Genomic DNA, 18,496 nt, shown 5'->3' with positions numbered 1-18,496 from the left:
GCGCACCGGTCCCAACCGGCAGGTGCCGACCGTTGGTCGGCACGCTGCACCGGTAGTGCCGGCCGCTGGCCGGCTCCTGGCGATGTCTGGATTTGCCTGGAGCCGGCCAGCGGCCGGCACTACCGACCTTGTTTGGATCTGCGTGGAGCCGGCCGGCGGCCGGCTCCACCGGGTTATGGAAGCGGCGGCAGCAGGCCAGCGCCCAGCCGGTTCCAGGCGTTGATCACCGCCACACCCACGCTCAGGTCGCTGATGCCCTTTTCATCGAAGTGCGGGGTCAGCGCGTCGAAGGCGGCATCGGACGGGGCGGCATCGGGCAGGCGGGTCAGGGCTTCGGCCCAGCCCAGTGCGGCGCGCTCGCGCGCATCGAAGAAACGGCTTTCATGCCAGGCCGGCAGGGTGTCCAGCTTGCGCGGCTCGATGCCGCCCTTGCGCAGGGCAGTGCCGTGCATGTCCATGCAGTAGCCGCAGCCGTTGATCTGCGACACGCGCAGGAACACCAGCTCCATCAACGTCGGATCGATCGAGCTGTCATGCACGGCCTTGCTGGTGGCCAGCAGGCCCTTGATGGCCTCATTGGCCAGGCGGAAATAGGGAACGCGGGGCGAAGCGGACATTGCAGACTCCATGACGGCCCCTGTGGCCGTCTTCATCAGGAGGACGCGCCAGCACCGCGCGCTGTGACAAGCCCGCTGAGTTTTTCCGGATTGAGCACGCTGAGCACGCGCACGATGCGCCCGTCGTCGATGCCGACCAGGGTCACCGAGTGCAGCTGGTCGCCCTGGAAGCGCAGGATCGCCGGTTCGCCGTTGACCTGGCCGATCCGCGCCGGATGCGCGCCATTGCGCCGGGCGATGGCCCAGTACAGCTGCGCGATGCGTTCGGCGCCCAGCAGCGGGCGGATCGCGGCGGTGACCCGCCCGCCACCGTCGGAAATCATCTCGGCATTGGCGTGCAGCAGGGCGCGGATGGCGTCCTGGTCGCCGGCCTGGGAGGCATGCATGAAGCGGGTCAGCAGGTCGCGGTGCTGGCCGGGGCTGACCGCAAAGCGGGGCTTGCCGGCCTGCAGGCGCTGGCGCGCGCGGTGCACCAGCTGGCGACAGTTGGCCTGGCTGTGCTCCAGCAGCGGGGCGATCTGCGGGTAGTCGTAGTCGAACACGTCCTTGAGCAGGAACGCGGCACGCTCGTCCGGGCCGAGCTGTTCGAGCAGGGCCAGGAACGCCACCGAGATCTGGTCGGCCACGGCATGGCGCTGGGCCGGGTCGTGCAGCGGGTCCGGGTCCAGGGCGATCTCCAGCGGCTCGGGCAGCCACGGCCCCACGTACTGGATGCGGGAGTTGCGTATGGCGCGCAGGCGGTCCAGGCCCAGCCGGGTGGTGGCGGTCACCAGCCAGCCCTCGGCATCGGCGATGGCGGCGGTGTCGGCGCCCTGCCAGCGCAGCCAGGCGTCCTGGACGATGTCCTCGGCGTCGCTGCGGCTGCCCAGCAGGCGGTAGGCCAGGGCGAACAGGCGGGGGCGATGGGTCTGGAAGGTGGTGGTGGTGTCCATGCCGGGAGGACGCCGCAGCGTGCGGGTCTGTGACAGAGCGGGGGGTTACTGTGCCAGCAATCGCGCCTGGCGGTGGCGATCTGCCGCATTGCGCCGCCAGCGGCCGGCAACGCCACCGCCAGCCCCGGCGGGGGGGTAAAATGGCGGGCTCAACCCCCGCCAGCCTCCAGCAAGCGAGCAAGTCGTGACATCGATCAAGCAGGAAGACCTCATCCAGTCCATCGCCGACGCGCTGCAGTACATCTCGTACTACCATCCGGTCGATTACATCAAGAGCCTCAACGCCGCCTATGAGCGCGAGGAATCGCCGGCCGCCAAGGAGGCGATGGCGCAGATCCTGATCAACTCGCGCATGTGCGCCGAGGGCCACCGGCCGATCTGCCAGGACACCGGCATCGTCACCGTGTTCCTGGAAATCGGCATGAACGTGCGCTGGGACGATGCCACCATGGGCGTGGAGGACATGGCCAACGAAGGCGTGCGCCGCGCCTACAACTACCCCGACAACAAGCTGCGCGCCTCGGTGCTGGCTGATCCGGCCGGCAAGCGCATCAACACCAGGGACAACACCCCGGGCGTGGTCAACGTCAAGGTGGTGCCGGGCGACACCGTCGAGGTGATCGTGGCGGCCAAGGGCGGTGGTTCGGAAGCCAAGAGCAAGTTCGCCATGCTCAACCCGTCCGACTCGATCGTGGACTGGGTGCTCAAGACGGTGCCGACCATGGGCGCCGGCTGGTGCCCGCCGGGCATGCTCGGCATCGGCATCGGCGGCACCGCCGAGAAGGCGATGCTGCTGGCCAAGGAATCGCTGATGGAGCCGATCGACATCAACGAACTGAAGGCGCGTGGCGCCTCCAATCGTGCCGAAGAGCTGCGCCTGGAACTGTTCGACAAGGTCAACGCGCTGGGTATCGGCGCGCAGGGCCTGGGCGGGCTGACCACGGTGCTGGACATCAAGGTCAAGGACTTCCCGACCCACGCGGCCAACCTGCCGGTGGCGATGATCCCCAACTGCGCGGCTACCCGCCACGCGCACTTCACCCTGGACGGCAGCGGCCCGGTGATGCTGGACCCGCCGTCGCTGGAAGACTGGCCGCAGATCACCTATGACGCCTCCAAGGGTACCCGGGTGGACCTGGACACCATCACCCCCGAAGACGTGGCCAGCTGGAAGCCGGGCCAGACCCTGCTGCTCAACGGCAAACTGCTGACCGGCCGCGATGCCGCGCACAAGCGCATGGTGGAAATGCTGGACAAGGGCGAGCCGCTGCCGGTGGATCTCAAGGGCCGCTTCATCTACTACGTGGGCCCGGTCGATCCGGTACGCGACGAAGTGGTGGGCCCGGCCGGCCCGACCACGGCCACCCGCATGGACAAGTTCACCCGCCAGGTGCTGGAGCAGACCGGCCTGCTGGGCATGGTCGGCAAGGCCGAACGCGGCCCGGCGGCGATCGAGGCGATCCGCGACAACAAGTCGGCCTACCTGATGGCGGTGGGCGGTTCGGCCTACCTGGTGTCCAAGGCGATCAAGGCCGCCCGCGTGGTCGGCTTCGCCGACCTGGGCATGGAGGCGATCTACGAGTTCACCGTGCAGGACATGCCGGTGACCGTGGCGGTGGATTCCACCGGCGAATCGGTGCACCAGACCGGCCCGCGGGAATGGCAGGCCCGGATCGGCAAGATTCCGGTGGTGGTGGCCTGACCCGTCGGGTGCCGACTGACGGTCGGCACCCCGATGGCAGAAAACGGCGCCCGCGGGCGCCGTTTTCCGTTGTCGATCACGGTAGGCGTTGTGGGGCGCTGCCGATCGCAATCGGTGCCGCCGGACGCGGTGGGCATCGCCGATCGCGGTAGGCACCGACCGTGGGTTGGTGCGCGCTCAGCGCCGTGCGTCCACCAGCATGCGCACCGCCAGCCCGCCCAGCACCGTGCCCATCAGCCCGCGTTGCACGGTCTGCCAGCGCGGGCGTCCGGCCAGGAACGTGGCGATGCTGCCGGCGGCCAGCACGATCAGCGCATTGACGCCCAGGCTGGTGGCGATCTGCACCAGCCCCAGGGCCAGCGATTGCGTCATCACGCTGCCGTGTCCGCCCGGCTGGATGAACTGCGGTAGCAGCGACAGGTAGATCACCGCGATCTTCGGATTGAGCAGGGCGGTCAACAGGCCCATCGCGAACAACCGGCGCGGGCTGTCGCGCGGCAGCTCGCGCAGCTGGAACGGCGAGCGCCCACCCGGGCGCAGCGCCTGCCAGGCCAGGTACAGCAGGTACAGGGCGCCGGCGATGCGCAGCACGTCATAGGCATGCGGCACGGCCATCAACAGCGCGGTGATGCCCAGTACCGCGCACAGCAGGTACACCAGGAAACCCACGGCGATCCCCGACAGCGACACCAGCCCGGCCGCGCGACCCTGGCAGATCGAGCGCGACACCAGGTAGATCATGTTCGGCCCCGGGGTGAGCACCATGCCCAGCGCGATCAGCCCGAAGGCGAACAGGGTGGATGTGGCGGGCATGCGGCGGCTCCAGTGGCAGGTGCCGGCCATGCTAGGCGCGTGCAGCCGGCGCCGACAGGCACAGCGCCTGCCGCCATGGCGGCCGATCTGTACCTGCGTGGCGCTGCGCGCGGGCGGCCGCAGGCATAATCGGCGTTTTCCCGCCGAGGCTGCACCGATGCGCATCACCCTGTACGGCTCCCCCAGCACCGCCTCGCTGGTGGTGCATTGGCTGCTGCTCGAACTGGAGCTGGCGCACGAACTGGTGCTGCTGGATTTCGAGCAGCGCCAGCACAAGACCGCCGCGTACCTGGCGCTCAACCCGGCCGGGGTGGTGCCGACCCTGGTGATGGACGGCCAGGTGCTGACCGAAGCGGCGGCCATCGCGCTGCACCTGGCCGACCTGCATCCATCGGCCGGGTTGTTGCCGGCCAGCGGTACCCCGGCGCGCGCAGAAGCCTATCGCTGGATGTTCTGGAGCGCCAACACGGTGCAGCCGGCCTACCGGGCCTGGTTCTATGCGCATGAGTTCGCCGGCGGCGAGCAGACCGAGGCGGTCCGCCAGGCCGCGCGCGAACGGCTGGAGGCGGCCTGGCAGCAGCTGGCCGCGCACCTGCAGGCATACGGGCCGTACATGCTGGGCGCGCAGGTCAGCGTGGTCGATTTCATGGTGGTGATGCTGCTGCGCTGGTCGCGCAACATGCCCAGCCCCAGCGACACCTGGCCGGTGCTCAAGGCCTATGCCGACCGCTTGAAAGCGCGGCCGGCGTTCGCCGAGGTGTACCGCCGCGAAGGCATCACCGACTGGCGCTGACGCCGTCGTGCGTCCGCGCGCGCTGCGGCATCGGTCGACGAGCTGGTCGAAGGTCTTGTGCGCCCCCGCGCCAGGCCGGTGGAAGGGGCGAATGCGGCGGCGCCGGGCCGGGCGGCAGTGCTACATTTAGCCCACGCGCGCCGGCCGCCGCCGGCCCCCGAACAAGGAGCACGCCCATGCCAAGGATGCTGTCCGCACTGCTGCTGTCCCTGCTGCTCACCGCCTGCAGCAGCGATGGCGACCCCTACGCCGCGCCCAGCCTGCGCGAGGTCACCGCCGCCAACCAGTGCATGGACCAATGCCAGCGTCGCCATGACAGCTGCATGACCAGCCGCACCGACTTCGGCAGCACCGATAGTTGCGGCGCCGGCGTGGCCACCCAGCGCGACACCCGCTGCGACAAGATCGACAACCCCGAGCTGCGCAAGTCCTGCCAGGCCAGCGCCGACTACTGCCGCAACCGCCTGCCCGCACTTACCTGCGGCGAAGACCGCAGCCGCTGCATGAGCGGCTGCGGCTGACGCATCCCTGTGTGGCAGGGATCTACCGTTGGGATCCGAGCATGGCCGGAGTTTACCTTCGGCATCCCTGCATGGCAGGGATCTACGGCAGCAGCGCCAGCACCGTTTCCGGTGGCCGGCACAGGTGCACCCCGCGCGGGGTGCGCACGATCGGCCGGTTGATCAGTGCGGGGTGTTGCAGCATCGCCTCGATCAAGGCGGCGTCATCCAGCGCCGCATCGGCCAGCCCGAGTTCGGCATAGGCCGCTTCCTTGTCGCGCAGCAGGGCGCGTGCACCCAGGCCCATCGCCGCCACCAGCGCCTGCAGCGTGGCGCGGTCCGGCGGATCCTTGAGGTAGTCGATTACGGTCGGTTCGATGCCGTGCTCGCGCAGCAGCTGCAAGGCCCCGCGCGAATTGCTGCAGCGCGGGTTGTGCCAGATCGTCACCGCCATCAGTACCACTCCAGCAACGACACGCCCAGGCCGATGTAGGTGGCCTTGTGGTTGTAGTCGATCATGCTTTCGCCGTAGCCGTCGAACACCTGCACATGGCCGCGCAACAGGTTGCTGATCGGAAAGCCGTAGTCCAGCTGCAGTGCGCCGTGCGAGCGGTCGCCGCCGCGCAGCGAATGGCGTGCCATCAGCGAAACTTCGTGGCCATTCCTGTTCCAGGTCAGGGTGGCGTCGCCGCGGCCCATGTAGTCCTCGATGTCCGGGTTGTTGTCGTCCTTGCGGTCTTCGGGCAGGCGGTACCACGGGCGCAGCACCAGCGCCCAGTTCTCGCGGTCCAGGCCGACGTTGAGGATCACCCGGTTCCAGCTGCGCGACAGCGGGTCGGCGCGGCCGTTGGACATGTGGTTGAGGCTGATCCCGGTCATGCGCCCGCGCCAGCCGCCGATCGAGTAGCCGTTGCGGAACACCATCATCACTTCCGGTTCGTAATTGGTTTCGCGGAACGGGCGCGAGTTCTCGGCGTTGTAGGCCTGCCAGCGCGAGCTCTGGGTATAGCCGGCCCAGATGTCGCCGTTGTCGCCGAACAGGTTCTCCACCACCTTGGTCTTGAAACTGAGCTGGAACTTGAGCTCGTTGCTGTCCAGCAGCTGCGGGGTGGCGACCGTGTTGGCCGGGTTGGGCGATTGCGGGGTCTGGTTCTTGTCGCTGGTCCAGAACGCCGGCAGCAGGTACACCGGCTTGTAGGCACGCAGCTGGAACGCGCCCAGCTTGGAGTCCTGGGCCAGTTCCCAGCGGCTGTCCAGCAGCGAGCCCTTGCCGGCGTTGGCCAGCGCATCATCATGTCCGTCGCTCTTGAACAGTTCGCCCAGCCGCTGTTTGGCGCGCTGGGTGGCCGGGGCATCGGCCTCGGCGCTGCGCGCGGCCTGGCGCTCCTCGCGGCGGGCCTGTACGGCCGCGGCCGCGGCGGCATCGGCGGCCACGGTCACTCCGCGGGTATGCCCGAACAGCTTGTCGTAGCAGGCCAGGCGCGCCGCGTCGGTGTCCACCAGGGCGCAGGCCTCCGGCGATGCCGGGGTGGGCGCCGCTTCCTGCGCGGCCAGCGGCAGGCAGGGGATGGCCAGGGCCAGGGCGGTGAACAGGGCGGAGCGGGGGCGCAGGATCATCATGAAAACAGGGCCAGGTGGCAAGAATGAATGGGGTGTGCGGCGACAGTGTGGCCGTTGGCCCGGGATCGTGCCAGCGCACCGCGTTCACACCGCTGCCGCGTTTATGCCCGGCGGCGGTGTGCGCAGGATGTGAAGCCCGGCCCGGCCGGGCGGCTCAGAAGAACCAGGCGAAGGCGAACAGGCCCAGCATGGCCAGGACCAGGGCCAGCTTCAGGGCGAAGCCGAGCAGGATGCCCAGCCAGGTGGCCAGGCCCACCTTGGTGGAACGGCCCAGTTCGCGGGTATGCCAGTACTCGCCGGCCAGTGCGCCCAGCAGCGGCCCGGCCAGCAGCCCGATGGGCATGAAGAACAGCCCGGCGATGCTGCCCAGCAGTGTGCCCCACAGTGCCTTCCTGCTGGCGCTCACGCGCTGGGCGCCGACCACCGTGGCCAGGATGTCCACCGCGAAGGAGAGCAGGGTCAGCAGCCCGAGCAGGGTCAGCGGCAACCAGCCCACATGCGCGAAGCCATCTGCCCAGGCCGCCACCAGCAGCCCGGCAAACACCAGCGGGATGCCGGGCAGGGCGGGCAACACGACGCCGGCAATGCCGACCAGGACCAGGACGGCCGCTAGCAGATACAAGATGAATGAATGGTCCATGCTGTCCGGTATGGTAGGGGGAAATGGGGTTGACAATGCCGGGATTTGGCAATTGCTTTTTCGTTTTGCCCGGGTTAAGTTGCAGGCGCTGAGCTTGGCAAGGTCACCGTGGATCGTGGCCTGATGATGGTAGATCTTCCGGATCCGCTGCATCGTTGCACCTCGCTTCCCCCTTGCTGTCAGCCGCCCAACCAGGCGTATCCAACAACAAGACAGTTCTAGGGAGTAGCTAAGATGAGCGAGAAGGGCACCGTCAAGTGGTTCAACGACGCGAAGGGCTTTGGTTTCATCAGCCGTGAAAGCGGCGAGGACGTGTTCGTGCACTTCCGTGCGATCGAATCTGCGGGCTTCAAGAGCCTCAAGGAAGGTCAGGCGGTCGAGTTCGAAGTGGTCAACGGCCAGAAGGGCCTGCAGGCCGACAAGGTGAAGCCGCTCTAAGCGCACACCGGTTTGCCTGGAGGCAGACATGAAAGGGCCCGCGCAAGCGGGCCCTTTTTTGCGCGTCCGCTCGGTCCGGCCGCGATCAGCGCAGGATCACCTTGCCGTTGACCACGCGCACGTAGGTGTTCTCGCGGATGCCGCCCAGGTCGCGCTGGTTGACCACCACGGTGCGGCCATCGTCCATGCGCACGGTGATGTCGAAGGTGTCGCTGGTGACGTTCTTCTGGATCTGGTTGCCGGCCAGCGCACCGCCGACCGCGCCTGCGGCGGCGGCGATGTTCTTGTTGCCGCGGCTGCCGCCGGTGTGGTCGGAGATTTCATGCCCGGCCACCGCGCCGACGATGCCGCCCAGGATCGCGCCGGTGGCGGTCGGCGCGGTACGCCCGGAGGCCACCTGGTTGATCCGGGTGACGATGCCGCAGTCGGCGCAGCGGTCGTTGTTGTAGCTGTTGCCCTGGTTGCCGTAGCCATTGTTGTAACCACTGCTGCCATAGCCCGGCGAGGTGGTGGCGCAGCCGGCCAGCGCGACGGTGGCGACGGCGGCGGCAGCGATGAGTTGGATCTTCATGGTGGTTCTCCTGGCCAGAAGGGGTGGTCGAATGCGTCTGGTGCGCATGGCGCAGATCCTGTCCTGTCCTACGTGAACAGCGTGCCAATCCCGACCGGCCCGGGTGGCTGGCAGATGAATCAGCGGAAGTCCTGGTGGCAGGCCTGGCAGCCGGTGTCGAGTTTCTCCACCAGCGCGGCCATGCCGGTACAGTCGACCGGTGGCGCCGCCAGCCCCTGGTTCAGGCTGGCGCGCAGGGTGCTGGCGTGCTGCTGGAAGCCCGGGCTGTCCTTCAGGCCGGGGAAGGCCAGGTCCAGGTCGTTGGACAGCGAGCGCAGGGTCTGCAGGCGCGGCACGCTGTCGGCCAGGCTGCAGCGGTTCTGCGCCTGGGCATCGCGCAGCAGCTGCACCTGCCGGGCCATTACGTTCATCAGGGCCTCCGGGAAGGGATCCTGCCGGGCCTGGATGGCGCGGGCGACCATCACCGTGGCGATCAGGCCGACCAGCAGGCCGAGCACGCCGACGACCAGATAGCGGTAGGCGGCCGAGGCGCGGCGGGGCGGAGTGGTGGCTGGCTGCATGGACGGCGTCCGGTGGGTGGCGATGGCTGATCTTACGGTGCGTCCTGTGGATGGGGCGTCCGCTGGACCGCGCAGGCCTCTAAAATGCGCCGATGAACGACGTACTGCGCGAACGATTTGCCGGCATCGACCGGTTGTATGGGGTGGGCACCGTGGACCTGCTGTCGACCCGCAAGGTGGCGGTGGTGGGCATGGGCGGGGTGGGCTCGTGGGTGGTGGAGGCGCTGGCGCGCACGGCGGTGGGGCAGCTGACCCTGATCGATGCCGACGATATCTGCGTGTCCAACACCAACCGCCAGCTGCCGGCCCTGGCCGGCCAGTACGGCCGCAACAAGGCCGAGGCGATGGCCGAGCGCTGCCGGGCGATCAACCCGGACATCCAGGTGGAGGCGATCGCCGCGTTCCTGACCGTGTCCAACATGGTGGAACTGCTGGACCGCGATTTCGACCTGGTGATCGATGCCTGCGACAGTTTCCGGGTCAAGGTGGAAACCATCGCCTGGTGCCGCCGCCGCAAGCTGCCGATCCTGACGGTGGGCGCGGCCGGTGGGCGCACCGATCCGACCCTGGTGCGGATCCGCGATGTGTCGCGCACCGAGCACGACGCGATGATGGCGCTGATCCGCAAGAAGCTGCGCAGCGATTTCAACTTCCCCAAGAACGCTTCGCGTTACTTCGGCGTGCCGGCGGTGTATTCGCTGGAGAACGTGAAGTACCCGCAGGCCGACGGCAGCGTATGCGGCATCCGCCCCAATCTCGGTGCGGACGCGGCGCTGAAGCTGGACTGCGGCGCCGGCCTGGGCGCGGCCACCCACATCACCGGCGCGTTCGCCTTCGCTGCGGTGGGCAAGGCGCTGGAGATGCTCATGAAGCCCAGGAAGAGCGCTACACCCACGTAGTCGCCACCGTTGGTTGGCTGCTCGGAAAGCCGAAGCCAAACAGCCGCCAGGTCAACGCCTGTCCGAGCAGGGCGGGGGCGTGTGGGTTGGCGGGACCCTCCACCGCATGGATGCGGTGGCGGAGCCTCCACGGATGGATTCACGGCGTGTCCCGCCAACCCATCCGTCCCGGCGCACTACAGGCAAGCGTTGGGTCGGCGGCCTTGGGTGTGGCCGGGTTTTCCGGCAGCCGGCCAATGGCCTATAGGATTTGCGGCAGTTGTGAGCGGTGGGCGCCGTTATGGCAGGCCGAACAGCCGCTTCGCGTTCGCCGTGGTCTGGGCGGCGATGTCCTCGGCTGGCTGGCCGCGCAGGCGTGCGACGGTTTCCAGAATTACCGGCAGTCGTGCGGGTTCGTTGCGCTCGCCGCGGATGCCGGCATCGGGCTGGTCGGGTGCGTCGGTTTCCAGCAGCAGCTGTTCCAGCGGCATCTGTGCCACCAGCCGCTGCAGGCGTTGCGCACGGTCGTAGGTCAACGGACCGCCCAGGCCCAGCAGGAAGCCCAGTCTGTGCAACTGCCCGGCCTGCTCCGGACTGCCCGGGAAACTGTGCACCACCCCGCGCAGCCCGCCCACCTGTTTGATCGCCGCGATCACCGCGTCCACTGCGCGACGGGCATGCACGATCACCGGCAGGTCGAACTCGCGCGCCAGCCGCAGTTGTCCCACGAAGTACTGCTGCTGCAGCTCCGCATCGAGTCCCTCGACGAACAAATCCAGCCCGCATTCGCCCACCGCGCACGGGCGCTCGCGCTCGATCCAGCCGCGCAGGTCGTCGAGATCGCTGGCCCGGTGCTCAGCCAGGAACATCGGGTGCAGCCCATAGGCCGGGTACAGGCCATCGGCGGGCCGGCAGGTATCGCGCAGCTTGGGCCAGCTGGCGGCGGTCACCGCCGGCACCACCTGGGTGCGCACGCCGGCGGCGCGCGCGCGTTCGATCACCTCGGCGCGGTCGGTGTCGAACTCGCCGGCGTCGAGGTGGCAATGACTGTCGACCAGGATCACGCGCGGCGCTTGCCCGGCAGGGCAGGCGGCGTCACTGCGCCGCGGCTTTTCCAGTTGGCCAGCAGCAGCGTGCCCATCCCGAGCAGGATCTCGTCGACGAACGGCACCGGGTCGGGAATGAACAGGGTCAGCGCGAACAGGCCGGCGGTCAGCTTGAACAGCGTGGGGTAGCGCAGCCGGCGCGCCCATTCCAGCACCGGCAGCAGCAGGGGGTTGGCCATGACGCTCTCCTCGACAGATGCTGTAAACGCTATCACGAGCCCCGTTGCGACAGAACCTGAATGGGGAAAGGTGGCGTGTACGGAATGTGGAGATTCCGTTCAGGGTCGACGTGCTGGAATTCGCTCAAGAACGTTGCGGATGGTCCGCAAGGAGCCGGTTATGAAAAGTACAACTACTACTGCTTTGGTCGCCGCTGGCGCGCTGCTTGTCGGCGGTATCGCCACCGCTGCTTTCATGAAGAGCGGCAATTCTTCGTCCGACGCGGTGACCGCAGCACAGACCCGGCCCAACCTGGACACCTCTCCGCTGGCCGACGACGGTGCCCGCACCGATGCGCTGGCCGTGGAAGACAAGGCCGGCAGGCTGGAATACGCCGACGTGGTCAAGGTCGACCCGCTGACCAGAAAGGAAAAGGCCTACGCCACCGTGATCGGCACCGAGCCGGTGCGCCAGACCTCCACCACCCAGACCCCGCATGAGGTCTGCCAGGACGTGGTGGTGCAGGAGCGCCTGCCCGAGCGCGACGGCAATGTCGGCGGCACGGTGGCTGGTGCGGTGATCGGCGGCCTGCTCGGCAACCAGGTCGGTGGCGGCAACGGCAAGAAGGCCGCCACCGCAGCCGGTGCCGTGGCCGGCGGCCTGATCGGCAATCAGGTCGACAAGCGCCATGTGGGCGGCCGCGTGGTCAACCGCACCGAGCGCCAGTGCCATACCGAAACGGCGACCTCCGAGTCCACCAAGGTGACCGGCTACAACGTGACCTACCGCAATGAGGACGGCACCACCGGGACGATGCGCATGGCCAGCAAGCCGGGCAACCGCATTCCGATGGGCACCACCAATGCGGTCACCGGCTACAACGTGACCTACCGTTACGACGGCGTGGAAAAGACGGTGAAGATGGACAACAAGCCGAGCAGCGACCGCCTGCCGGTGGTCGATGGCCAGCTGGTCACCCAGACCGCGGCGCTGGATTCGAACAAGCAGTAACCGCGTGGTGAGATGCGTAAGGCGACAGGCCGGCGAAAGCCGGCCTGTTGCGTTTGGGAAGAGGGAGATGGCGCACGCTGCGGGCGAATGCTGATGCTGCGATCACCATCCTTGCTCGTAGAGCCGGGCTATGCCCGGCTGCTGGTGCCGTTGCTCGTGATTTTGACCTGCCCCCCCTTGGAGCGAGCCGAGCATCGCAGCGGCATCGGGGGCGAAGAGGCGCGGGTGTCTGAGCGCAGCGAGTTCCGCGCCGTCCCCCGATGACGCGAGAAGCGCAGGGCACCGACGGGCAACGCCCGGCGGCGAGCGGACGGGGGCGTGTTCTTTGGTTACTTTCTTGCACGAGCAAGAAAGTGACTCGCGCCCCGAAGGGGCACGAAACGCGTTTGATCCTGCCTTGGCTTCTTGCAGATCCGGCCAGCACCCATTGGCCTACCCTTGCGCCTTCTGCGAAGATCCAGATCGGCTTATTCCAAGGAACCTGCATGAGCATCTTCGATCTGCGCCTGGAGACCGACCGGCTGATCCTGCGCCCACCCCGCGTCGAAGACTTCGACGCCTTCCTGCAGTTCTGCGCCGACCCGCAGGTGATGCAGCACCTCGGTGGCGTACAGCCCCGCTCGCAGGCCTGGCGCAGCTTCTGCTGCCTGGCCGGCAGCTGGCATCTGTACGGCTTTTCGATGTTCTCGGTGATCGAAAAAAGCAGCGGCGACTGGGTCGGGCGGATGGGCCCGTGGCAGCCGCTGGACTGGCCGGGCCCCGAAGTGGGCTGGAGCATCAGTCGCGCGCACTGGGGCAAGGGCTATGCGCCGGAGGCGGCGATCGCCAGCATCGACTGGGCGTTCGACGCGCTGGGCTGGGACGAGGTCATCCACAGCATCGATCCGGCCAACGAAAATTCCAAGGTAGTCGCGCGCAAGCTCGGCAGCACCCTGCTGCGCATGGATGAGCTGCCGCCGCCGCACGATGGCAAACCGATCGAGATCTGGGGCCAGTCGCGCGCGCAGTGGCGGGCGCGCCGCGCCGGCTGAGCGCCATGCTGCACCCGCGCTTGGCAAGCGGCGCAGGTTGCAGCCAGACTTCGGGCGTGGTCGCTTTGGCCGCGTGTCACGGAGGCTGATGGATGTTTGCCGTGGTTCCCGATCCGATTCCCGCACGCATGAAGGGCCTGAACCGGGCCGAGGTCTGCGATGCCAATTTCATTGAATTCGTCCAGCAGTGGCGCGGTGAGGCCGCCCCGCGGCCGGCGCCGGATGCACCGATCCTGCCCGGCAGCACGCTGGATGCGCAGGGCTTCGATGCATTGTTCCAGTCGCAGCTGGTCAGCCGCCACCTGGACCTGATGGCGCGCGTACTGCGCGTGCAGAACAAGGTCTTCTACACCATCGGTTCGTCCGGCCACGAAGGCAACGCGCTGGTCGCGCGGCTGGCCCGGCACACCGATCCGGCATTCCTGCATTACCGCTCCGGCGCGTTCATGGCCGAGCGCTTCGCCAAGCTGCCGGGGATGGACCCGGTGATGGACGCGGCGCTGTCGTTTGCCGCCAGCGGCGACGACCCGGCCAGTGGCGGGCGGCACAAGGTGTGGGGCAGCAAGCCGCTGTGGGTGCTGCCGCAGACCTCGACGATCGCCTCGCACCTGCCCAAGGCGCTGGGCACGGCGATGGCGATCGAAAGCGCGCGCCGGATCGGCCACACGCTGCCGATTCCGGCCGACAGCGTGGTGATCTGCTCCTTCGGCGATGCCTCGGCCAACCACGCCACCGCGCAGACCGCGTTCAATACTGCGGCCTGGGCCGCCTACCAGCGGCTGCCGGCGCCGGTGCTGTTCATCTGCGAAGACAATGGCATCGGCATTTCGGTCAAGACCCCCGACGGCTGGATTGCCGAGAGCTTCAGCCACCGCCCGGGCCTGGACTACTTCTACGCCGACGGCCTGGACCTGGCCGCCGGCCATGCCCAGGTGCAACGCGCGCTGGACCATTGCCGGCACACGCGCCGGCCGACCTTCCTGCACCTGCGCACCACGCGCCTGATGGGCCATGCCGGTACCGATTTCGAAATCGAATGGCGGCCGCTGCCGGAACTGTGCGCGGCCGAGGCGGCCGACCCGCTGCTGCGCTCGGCGCAGATCGCCATGGCCTCGGGCTGGATGCGCCCGGAGCAGGTGCTGCAACGTTACGAAGCGATGCGCGTGCGCTGTTTTGCCGCCGCCGCAGAGGCCGATCGCCGGCCCAAGCTGGAAGGACTGGCGCAGATCATGGCGCCGCTGGCGCCGTATTCGCCGGCCGCGGTGCAGGCAGAAGCCGGCCGTGTCGCCGCGCCCGAGGCGCGCCTTGCCGCGTTCGGCAGCCAGGCGCAGCTGCCCGAGCGGCAACCGCCGCGGCACCTGGCCATCCAGATCAACCAGGGCCTGCACGAACTGATGGCCAAGTACCCGTCCACGCTGCTGTTCGGCGAGGACGTGGCGCACAAGGGCGGGGTGTATACGGTCAGCAAGGGCCTGCTCAAGGCGTTCGGGCCGCGCCGGGTGTTCAACACGCTGCTGGATGAAACCATGATCCTGGGCATGGCCCAGGGCCTGGCCAACCTGGGCATGCTGCCGATCCCGGAAATCCAGTACCTGGCCTACCTGCACAATGCCGCCGACCAGCTGCGTGGCGAAGCCTGTTCGCTGCAGTTCTTCTCCAACGACCAGTACCGCAACCCGATGCTGGTGCGGATCGCCGGGCTCGGTTACCAGAAGGGGTTTGGCGGGCATTTCCACAACGACAACTCGATCACCGCGCTGCGCGACATCCCCGGCCTGGTGGTCGGCTGCCCGTCGCGCGGCGACGATGCGGCGATGATGCTGCGCACCCTGGCCGCGCTGGCCCAGGTGGACGGGCGGGTGTCGGTGTTCCTGGAGCCGATCGCGCTGTACATGACCAAGGATCTGTACGAGCCCGGCGATGGCCAGTGGTTGTTCCCGTACCCCGCGCCGGAGCAGACCCTGCTGCCGGGGCAGGGCCGGGTATATGCGCCCGACGCCAGCGACCTGGTGATCTTCACCTATGGCAATGGCGTGCCGATGAGCCTGCGCGCGGCGCGCAGCATCGGCCAGGAACTGGGCTGGCAGGTACGGGTCGTGGACCTGCGCTGGCTGGTGCCGCTCAATGCCGCCTTCATCGCCGAACAGGCCGCCGACGCGCAGCGGGTGCTGGTGGTGGACGAGGGCCGGCACAGTGGCGGGGTGGGCGAGGGCGTGATCACTGCGCTGGTTGAGGCCGGGCTGGGCCACCTGCCGCTGCAGCGGGTCTGCGGGGCCGACACCTATACCCCGCTGGCGGGGGCAGCAATGTGCGTGCTTCCAAGCGACAATGCCCTGGTAGGCGCCGCCCGGGTTCTGGCGCAGGATCTCTGACGCATGTGTGGATTGGCTGGAATGCTGCTGCCCGCTCCGGAACTGGAGCAGGCGGCGCTGGAACGATTGGCGCAGCGCATGGGCGATGCGATGGTGCACCGTGGGCCCGACGACAGCGGGGTATGGGCCGATCCGGCCAGCGGCATCGCGCTGGCGCACCGGCGCCTGAGCATCCTGGACCTGTCGCCGCTGGGCCACCAGCCGATGGCCTCCGACGATGGCCGCTACGTCCTGGCCTACAACGGCGAGGTGTACAACTTCGCGGTGCTGCGCGCCGAGCTGGAAGCGATGGGGCACCACTTCCGTGGCCATTCGGACACCGAGGTGCTGCTGGCCGCATTCGTGGCCTGGGGCCTGGATGAGACCCTGCAGCGCGCCAACGGCATGTTCGCCATCGCGCTGTGGGACCGCGCCGAGCAGTGCCTGTGGCTGGCCCGCGACCGGGTCGGCAAGAAGCCGCTGTATTACGGCTGGGCCGGCGCCAGCCTGGTGTTCGGCTCGGAGTTGAAGGCGCTGTGGCAGCACCCGGACTTCGACAACGGGGTCGACCGCGATGCGCTGACCCTGCTGCTGCGGCTGGATTACATTCCCGCGCCGCACTGCATCCACAGCGACTGCTTCAAGCTGATGCCCGGCCGGCTGCTGCGGCTGGACGCGGCCGCCGTGGCCGCCGGCCCTGCCGCGCACCGGCCCGACCAGCAGCAGGTGCCGTTCTGGAACGCGCGCGAGCGCATGCAGCAGGCGCTCGCGCTGCCGTTCATCGGCAGCGACGACGATGCCGAAAACCAGTTGGACGGCTTGCTGCGCGATGCGGTCGGGCTGCGCATGGTGGCCGATGTGCCGGTCGGGGTGTTCCTGTCCGGCGGCACCGATTCGTCGGTGGTGGCCGCGCTGATGCAGTCGCAGTCGTCCACCCCGATCCACAGTTTCAGCATCGGCTTCCAGGATTCGGACCACGACGAGGCACCGCTGGCCAAGGCGCTGGCGACTCACCTGGGCACCGACCACACCGAGCTGTACGTCAGCGGCGCCGATGCGCTGGCGGTGGTGCCGCAGCTGCCGGCGATGTTCGACGAACCCTTCGCCGACGCCTCGCAGGTGCCCACCGCGCTGGTGGCCAGGCTGGCCCGCGGCGCGGTGACCGTGGCCCTGTCCGGCGACGGTGGCGATGAACTGTTCTTCGGCTACAGCCGCTACCAGCGCGCGCTGCGCAACTGGAACCTGCTCGGCAAGGTGCCGGCGCCGCTGCGGCGCTGGATGGCCAGCCACGCCCATACGCAGGGCGAGGCCTCGCGTACCGGCGGGCTGGCCGCGTTGCTGGCTGAAACCGGCGCGCGCGGCATCGGCGATGTCTACCGCAACCGCATCTCGCGCTGGCGCGACCCGGTGGCGGCGGTGCAGGGCGCGCACGGCGCCAGCAGTTTCTATGACCTGGCCGACCCGCTGCACGGTGCCGGTTCGCCGGCCGACGCGATGATGCTGGCCGATTTTTCCACCTACCTGCCCGACGACCTGCTGTGCAAGGTGGACCGCACCAGCATGGCGGTCAGCCTGGAGGCGCGCGCGCCGCTGCTGGACTGGCGGGTGGCCGAATTCGCCTGGTCGCTGCCGTTGTCGATGAAGCACCGCGACGGGGTCAGCAAGTACCTGCTCAAGCGCGTGCTGGGCCGTTATGTGCCGCAGGACATGGTGCACCGGCCCAAACGCGGCTTCGGCGCACCGGTCAGTGCCTGGCTCAGGGGCGAGCTGCGCGGCTGGGCCGACGACCTGCTGGATCCGGCGCGGCTGGCCGCCGAAGGCGTGTTCAACGTCGAGGCGGTGGTGCCGTTGTGGCAGCAGTTCCAGCAGGGCGAGCGCAAGTGGCATACCCACCTGTGGAACGTGCTGATGTTCCAGGCCTGGCAGGCGCATTGGCAGCAGGTGCGGGCGGCCGTGCTGCGGACGTGAGGCGGTACGCAGGCGCGTAACGGACAGGCAGCCTCCGGATCGACTGCCGCAACGCCCCAATGGTGGTGCCGGACCTGCCGTCTTCACCGGCGCCAACGGTGCCTCCGCCTAGGCTGGTCTTTCCCCCAACGGAGACCTCCCCATGGCCGAAGTGAAGATCGCGGTACTGGTTGGCAGCCTGCGCAAGGGCTCGCACAACAAGGCGCTGGCTCATGCGCTGGAGAAACTGGCCGCCGGCAAGGCGCGTTTCGAGCATGTCCAGATCGGCGACCTGCCGCTCTATGACCAGGACTTCGACAAGGACTATCCTGCCCAGGGCGTGCGCCTGAAGCAGCAGATCCGCGACGCCGACGCGGTGCTGTTCGTCACCCCCGAATACAACCGCTCGATCCCCGGGGTGCTCAAGAACGCCATCGATCTGGGCTCCCGCCCGTATGGCGACAGCGCCTTCGCCGGCAAGCCTGCCGCCGTGGTGGGCGCCTCGATCGGGGTGATCGGCACCGCGCTGGCCCAGCAGCACCTGCGCAACGTGCTGGCCTACCTGGATATGCCGGTGCTGGGCCAGCCGGAGGTGTTCCTGCACTTCAAGGACGGCCTGATCGACGAGGCGGGCAACATCGCCAACGAGGGCACGCAGCAGTTCCTGCAGGGCTTCATGGACACTTTCCTGGCCTGGATCGCCACCCACGGCAGTCAGCATTGAGCCGGGTGCTTCTGCGATAATGGCGCCGGACGCACGGCCAGCGGTCGTGCGGCACGCGCGGCGATGCATGCCCGCCATGCAGGTATGCCCAGCTCATCCACCG

The 18,496-nt window shown here is 68.4% G+C and carries 20 protein-coding genes; 10 read left to right on the top strand and 10 right to left on the bottom strand.

What is annotated here, in order from left to right; all coding sequences use genetic code 11:
• Positions 1-173 precede the first annotated feature (173 nt).
• Positions 174-617, bottom strand: a complete 444-nt coding sequence (locus AC3ITM_RS12055; protein WP_489265272.1) for a carboxymuconolactone decarboxylase family protein — start codon at positions 615-617, stop codon at positions 174-176.
• 35 nt (positions 618-652) lie between these two features.
• Complete coding sequence (locus tag AC3ITM_RS12050; protein ID WP_489265270.1) at positions 653-1,549, bottom strand: RNA polymerase sigma-70 factor; 897 nt, start codon at positions 1,547-1,549, stop codon at positions 653-655.
• Positions 1,550-1,733: 184 nt separating this feature from the next.
• Here AC3ITM_RS12050 and AC3ITM_RS12045 point away from each other — a divergent pair, with 184 nt between their 5' ends.
• Positions 1,734-3,251, top strand: coding sequence for a fumarate hydratase (locus tag AC3ITM_RS12045; protein WP_489265268.1), 1,518 nt, complete (start codon positions 1,734-1,736; stop codon positions 3,249-3,251).
• Positions 3,252-3,428: 177 nt separating this feature from the next.
• On the opposite strand, the gene AC3ITM_RS12040 is transcribed toward AC3ITM_RS12045, so the two are convergent.
• Entirely contained in the window at positions 3,429-4,064 is a 636-nt protein-coding gene (locus AC3ITM_RS12040; RefSeq protein WP_228886867.1) for a LysE family translocator, read from the bottom strand.
• A 157-nt stretch (positions 4,065-4,221) separates the two neighbouring features.
• Between AC3ITM_RS12040 and AC3ITM_RS12035 the strand changes: the two genes are divergently transcribed.
• Together AC3ITM_RS12035 and AC3ITM_RS12030 are read left to right on the top strand one after the other, a co-directional pair.
• Complete coding sequence (locus AC3ITM_RS12035) at positions 4,222-4,857, top strand: glutathione S-transferase family protein (protein ID WP_489265267.1); 636 nt, start codon at positions 4,222-4,224, stop codon at positions 4,855-4,857.
• 176 nt (positions 4,858-5,033) lie between these two features.
• Positions 5,034-5,378, top strand: coding sequence for a hypothetical protein (locus AC3ITM_RS12030; RefSeq protein WP_489265265.1), 345 nt, complete (start codon positions 5,034-5,036; stop codon positions 5,376-5,378).
• 82 nt (positions 5,379-5,460) lie between these two features.
• Here the strand turns inward: AC3ITM_RS12030 and arsC are convergent, their stop codons facing one another.
• The 3 genes from arsC to AC3ITM_RS12015 form a co-directional block, all read right to left on the bottom strand.
• Positions 5,461-5,811: an arsenate reductase (glutaredoxin) gene (gene arsC, locus AC3ITM_RS12025; RefSeq protein ID WP_489265263.1), complete on the bottom strand. Its 351-nt coding sequence runs from the start codon at positions 5,809-5,811 to the stop codon at positions 5,461-5,463.
• Complete coding sequence (locus tag AC3ITM_RS12020; RefSeq protein ID WP_489265262.1) at positions 5,811-6,974, bottom strand: phospholipase A; 1,164 nt, start codon at positions 6,972-6,974, stop codon at positions 5,811-5,813. Before AC3ITM_RS12020 ends, arsC begins: the two co-directional genes overlap by 1 nt.
• A 157-nt stretch (positions 6,975-7,131) precedes the next feature.
• Positions 7,132-7,617, bottom strand: a complete 486-nt coding sequence (locus tag AC3ITM_RS12015) for a DUF456 domain-containing protein (RefSeq protein ID WP_489265260.1) — start codon at positions 7,615-7,617, stop codon at positions 7,132-7,134.
• Between the two features lie 234 nt (positions 7,618-7,851).
• Between AC3ITM_RS12015 and AC3ITM_RS12010 the strand changes: the two genes are divergently transcribed.
• A complete protein-coding gene (locus tag AC3ITM_RS12010; protein ID WP_228886873.1) occupies positions 7,852-8,055 on the top strand; it encodes a cold-shock protein in 204 nt (67 codons plus the stop codon).
• An 85-nt stretch (positions 8,056-8,140) separates the two neighbouring features.
• On the opposite strand, the gene AC3ITM_RS12005 is transcribed toward AC3ITM_RS12010, so the two are convergent.
• Both AC3ITM_RS12005 and AC3ITM_RS12000 read right to left on the bottom strand, forming a co-directional pair.
• Positions 8,141-8,626 (bottom strand): glycine zipper 2TM domain-containing protein, encoded by a 486-nt coding sequence (locus tag AC3ITM_RS12005; RefSeq protein ID WP_489265258.1) that lies wholly within the window; start codon positions 8,624-8,626, stop codon positions 8,141-8,143.
• A 119-nt stretch (positions 8,627-8,745) separates the two neighbouring features.
• Positions 8,746-9,186 carry a hypothetical protein gene (locus AC3ITM_RS12000; protein ID WP_489265257.1) on the bottom strand — a complete coding sequence of 147 codons (441 nt, stop codon included), beginning with the start codon at positions 9,184-9,186 and terminating at the stop codon, positions 8,746-8,748.
• A 92-nt stretch (positions 9,187-9,278) separates the two neighbouring features.
• Between AC3ITM_RS12000 and AC3ITM_RS11995 the strand changes: the two genes are divergently transcribed.
• Complete coding sequence (locus tag AC3ITM_RS11995; RefSeq protein WP_489265256.1) at positions 9,279-10,085, top strand: tRNA threonylcarbamoyladenosine dehydratase; 807 nt, start codon at positions 9,279-9,281, stop codon at positions 10,083-10,085.
• Between the two features lie 278 nt (positions 10,086-10,363).
• Here the strand turns inward: AC3ITM_RS11995 and AC3ITM_RS11990 are convergent, their stop codons facing one another.
• Positions 10,364-11,128, bottom strand: a complete 765-nt coding sequence (locus AC3ITM_RS11990) for a TatD family hydrolase (protein ID WP_489265254.1) — start codon at positions 11,126-11,128, stop codon at positions 10,364-10,366.
• Positions 11,125-11,349 (bottom strand): DUF6116 family protein, encoded by a 225-nt coding sequence (locus AC3ITM_RS11985; RefSeq protein WP_489265253.1) that lies wholly within the window; start codon positions 11,347-11,349, stop codon positions 11,125-11,127. The genes AC3ITM_RS11990 and AC3ITM_RS11985 overlap by 4 nt, the downstream gene beginning before the upstream one ends.
• A 160-nt stretch (positions 11,350-11,509) precedes the next feature.
• Between AC3ITM_RS11985 and AC3ITM_RS11980 the strand changes: the two genes are divergently transcribed.
• From AC3ITM_RS11980 to AC3ITM_RS11960, 5 genes are all read left to right on the top strand, one after another.
• The gene (locus tag AC3ITM_RS11980) at positions 11,510-12,340 is read left to right on the top strand and encodes a glycine zipper 2TM domain-containing protein (RefSeq protein WP_306433099.1); all 831 of its coding nucleotides are present in this window, start codon (positions 11,510-11,512) and stop codon (positions 12,338-12,340) included.
• Between the two features lie 485 nt (positions 12,341-12,825).
• Entirely contained in the window at positions 12,826-13,371 is a 546-nt protein-coding gene (locus AC3ITM_RS11975) for a GNAT family N-acetyltransferase (RefSeq protein ID WP_489265251.1), read from the top strand.
• Positions 13,372-13,463: 92 nt separating this feature from the next.
• A complete protein-coding gene (locus AC3ITM_RS11970; protein WP_489265250.1) occupies positions 13,464-15,743 on the top strand; it encodes a thiamine pyrophosphate-dependent enzyme in 2,280 nt (759 codons plus the stop codon).
• 3 nt (positions 15,744-15,746) lie between these two features.
• The gene (asnB, locus tag AC3ITM_RS11965) at positions 15,747-17,690 is read left to right on the top strand and encodes an asparagine synthase (glutamine-hydrolyzing) (protein WP_489265249.1); all 1,944 of its coding nucleotides are present in this window, start codon (positions 15,747-15,749) and stop codon (positions 17,688-17,690) included.
• Between the two features lie 142 nt (positions 17,691-17,832).
• The gene (locus tag AC3ITM_RS11960) at positions 17,833-18,393 is read left to right on the top strand and encodes an NADPH-dependent FMN reductase (RefSeq protein WP_489265248.1); all 561 of its coding nucleotides are present in this window, start codon (positions 17,833-17,835) and stop codon (positions 18,391-18,393) included.
• Positions 18,394-18,496: the final 103 nt, after the last annotated feature.

Source organism: Stenotrophomonas sp. KH_029, from assembly GCF_057839765.1.
The sequence above is the reverse complement of the archived record's forward strand: the minus strand, read 5'-3'. Positions and strand labels throughout refer to the sequence as shown.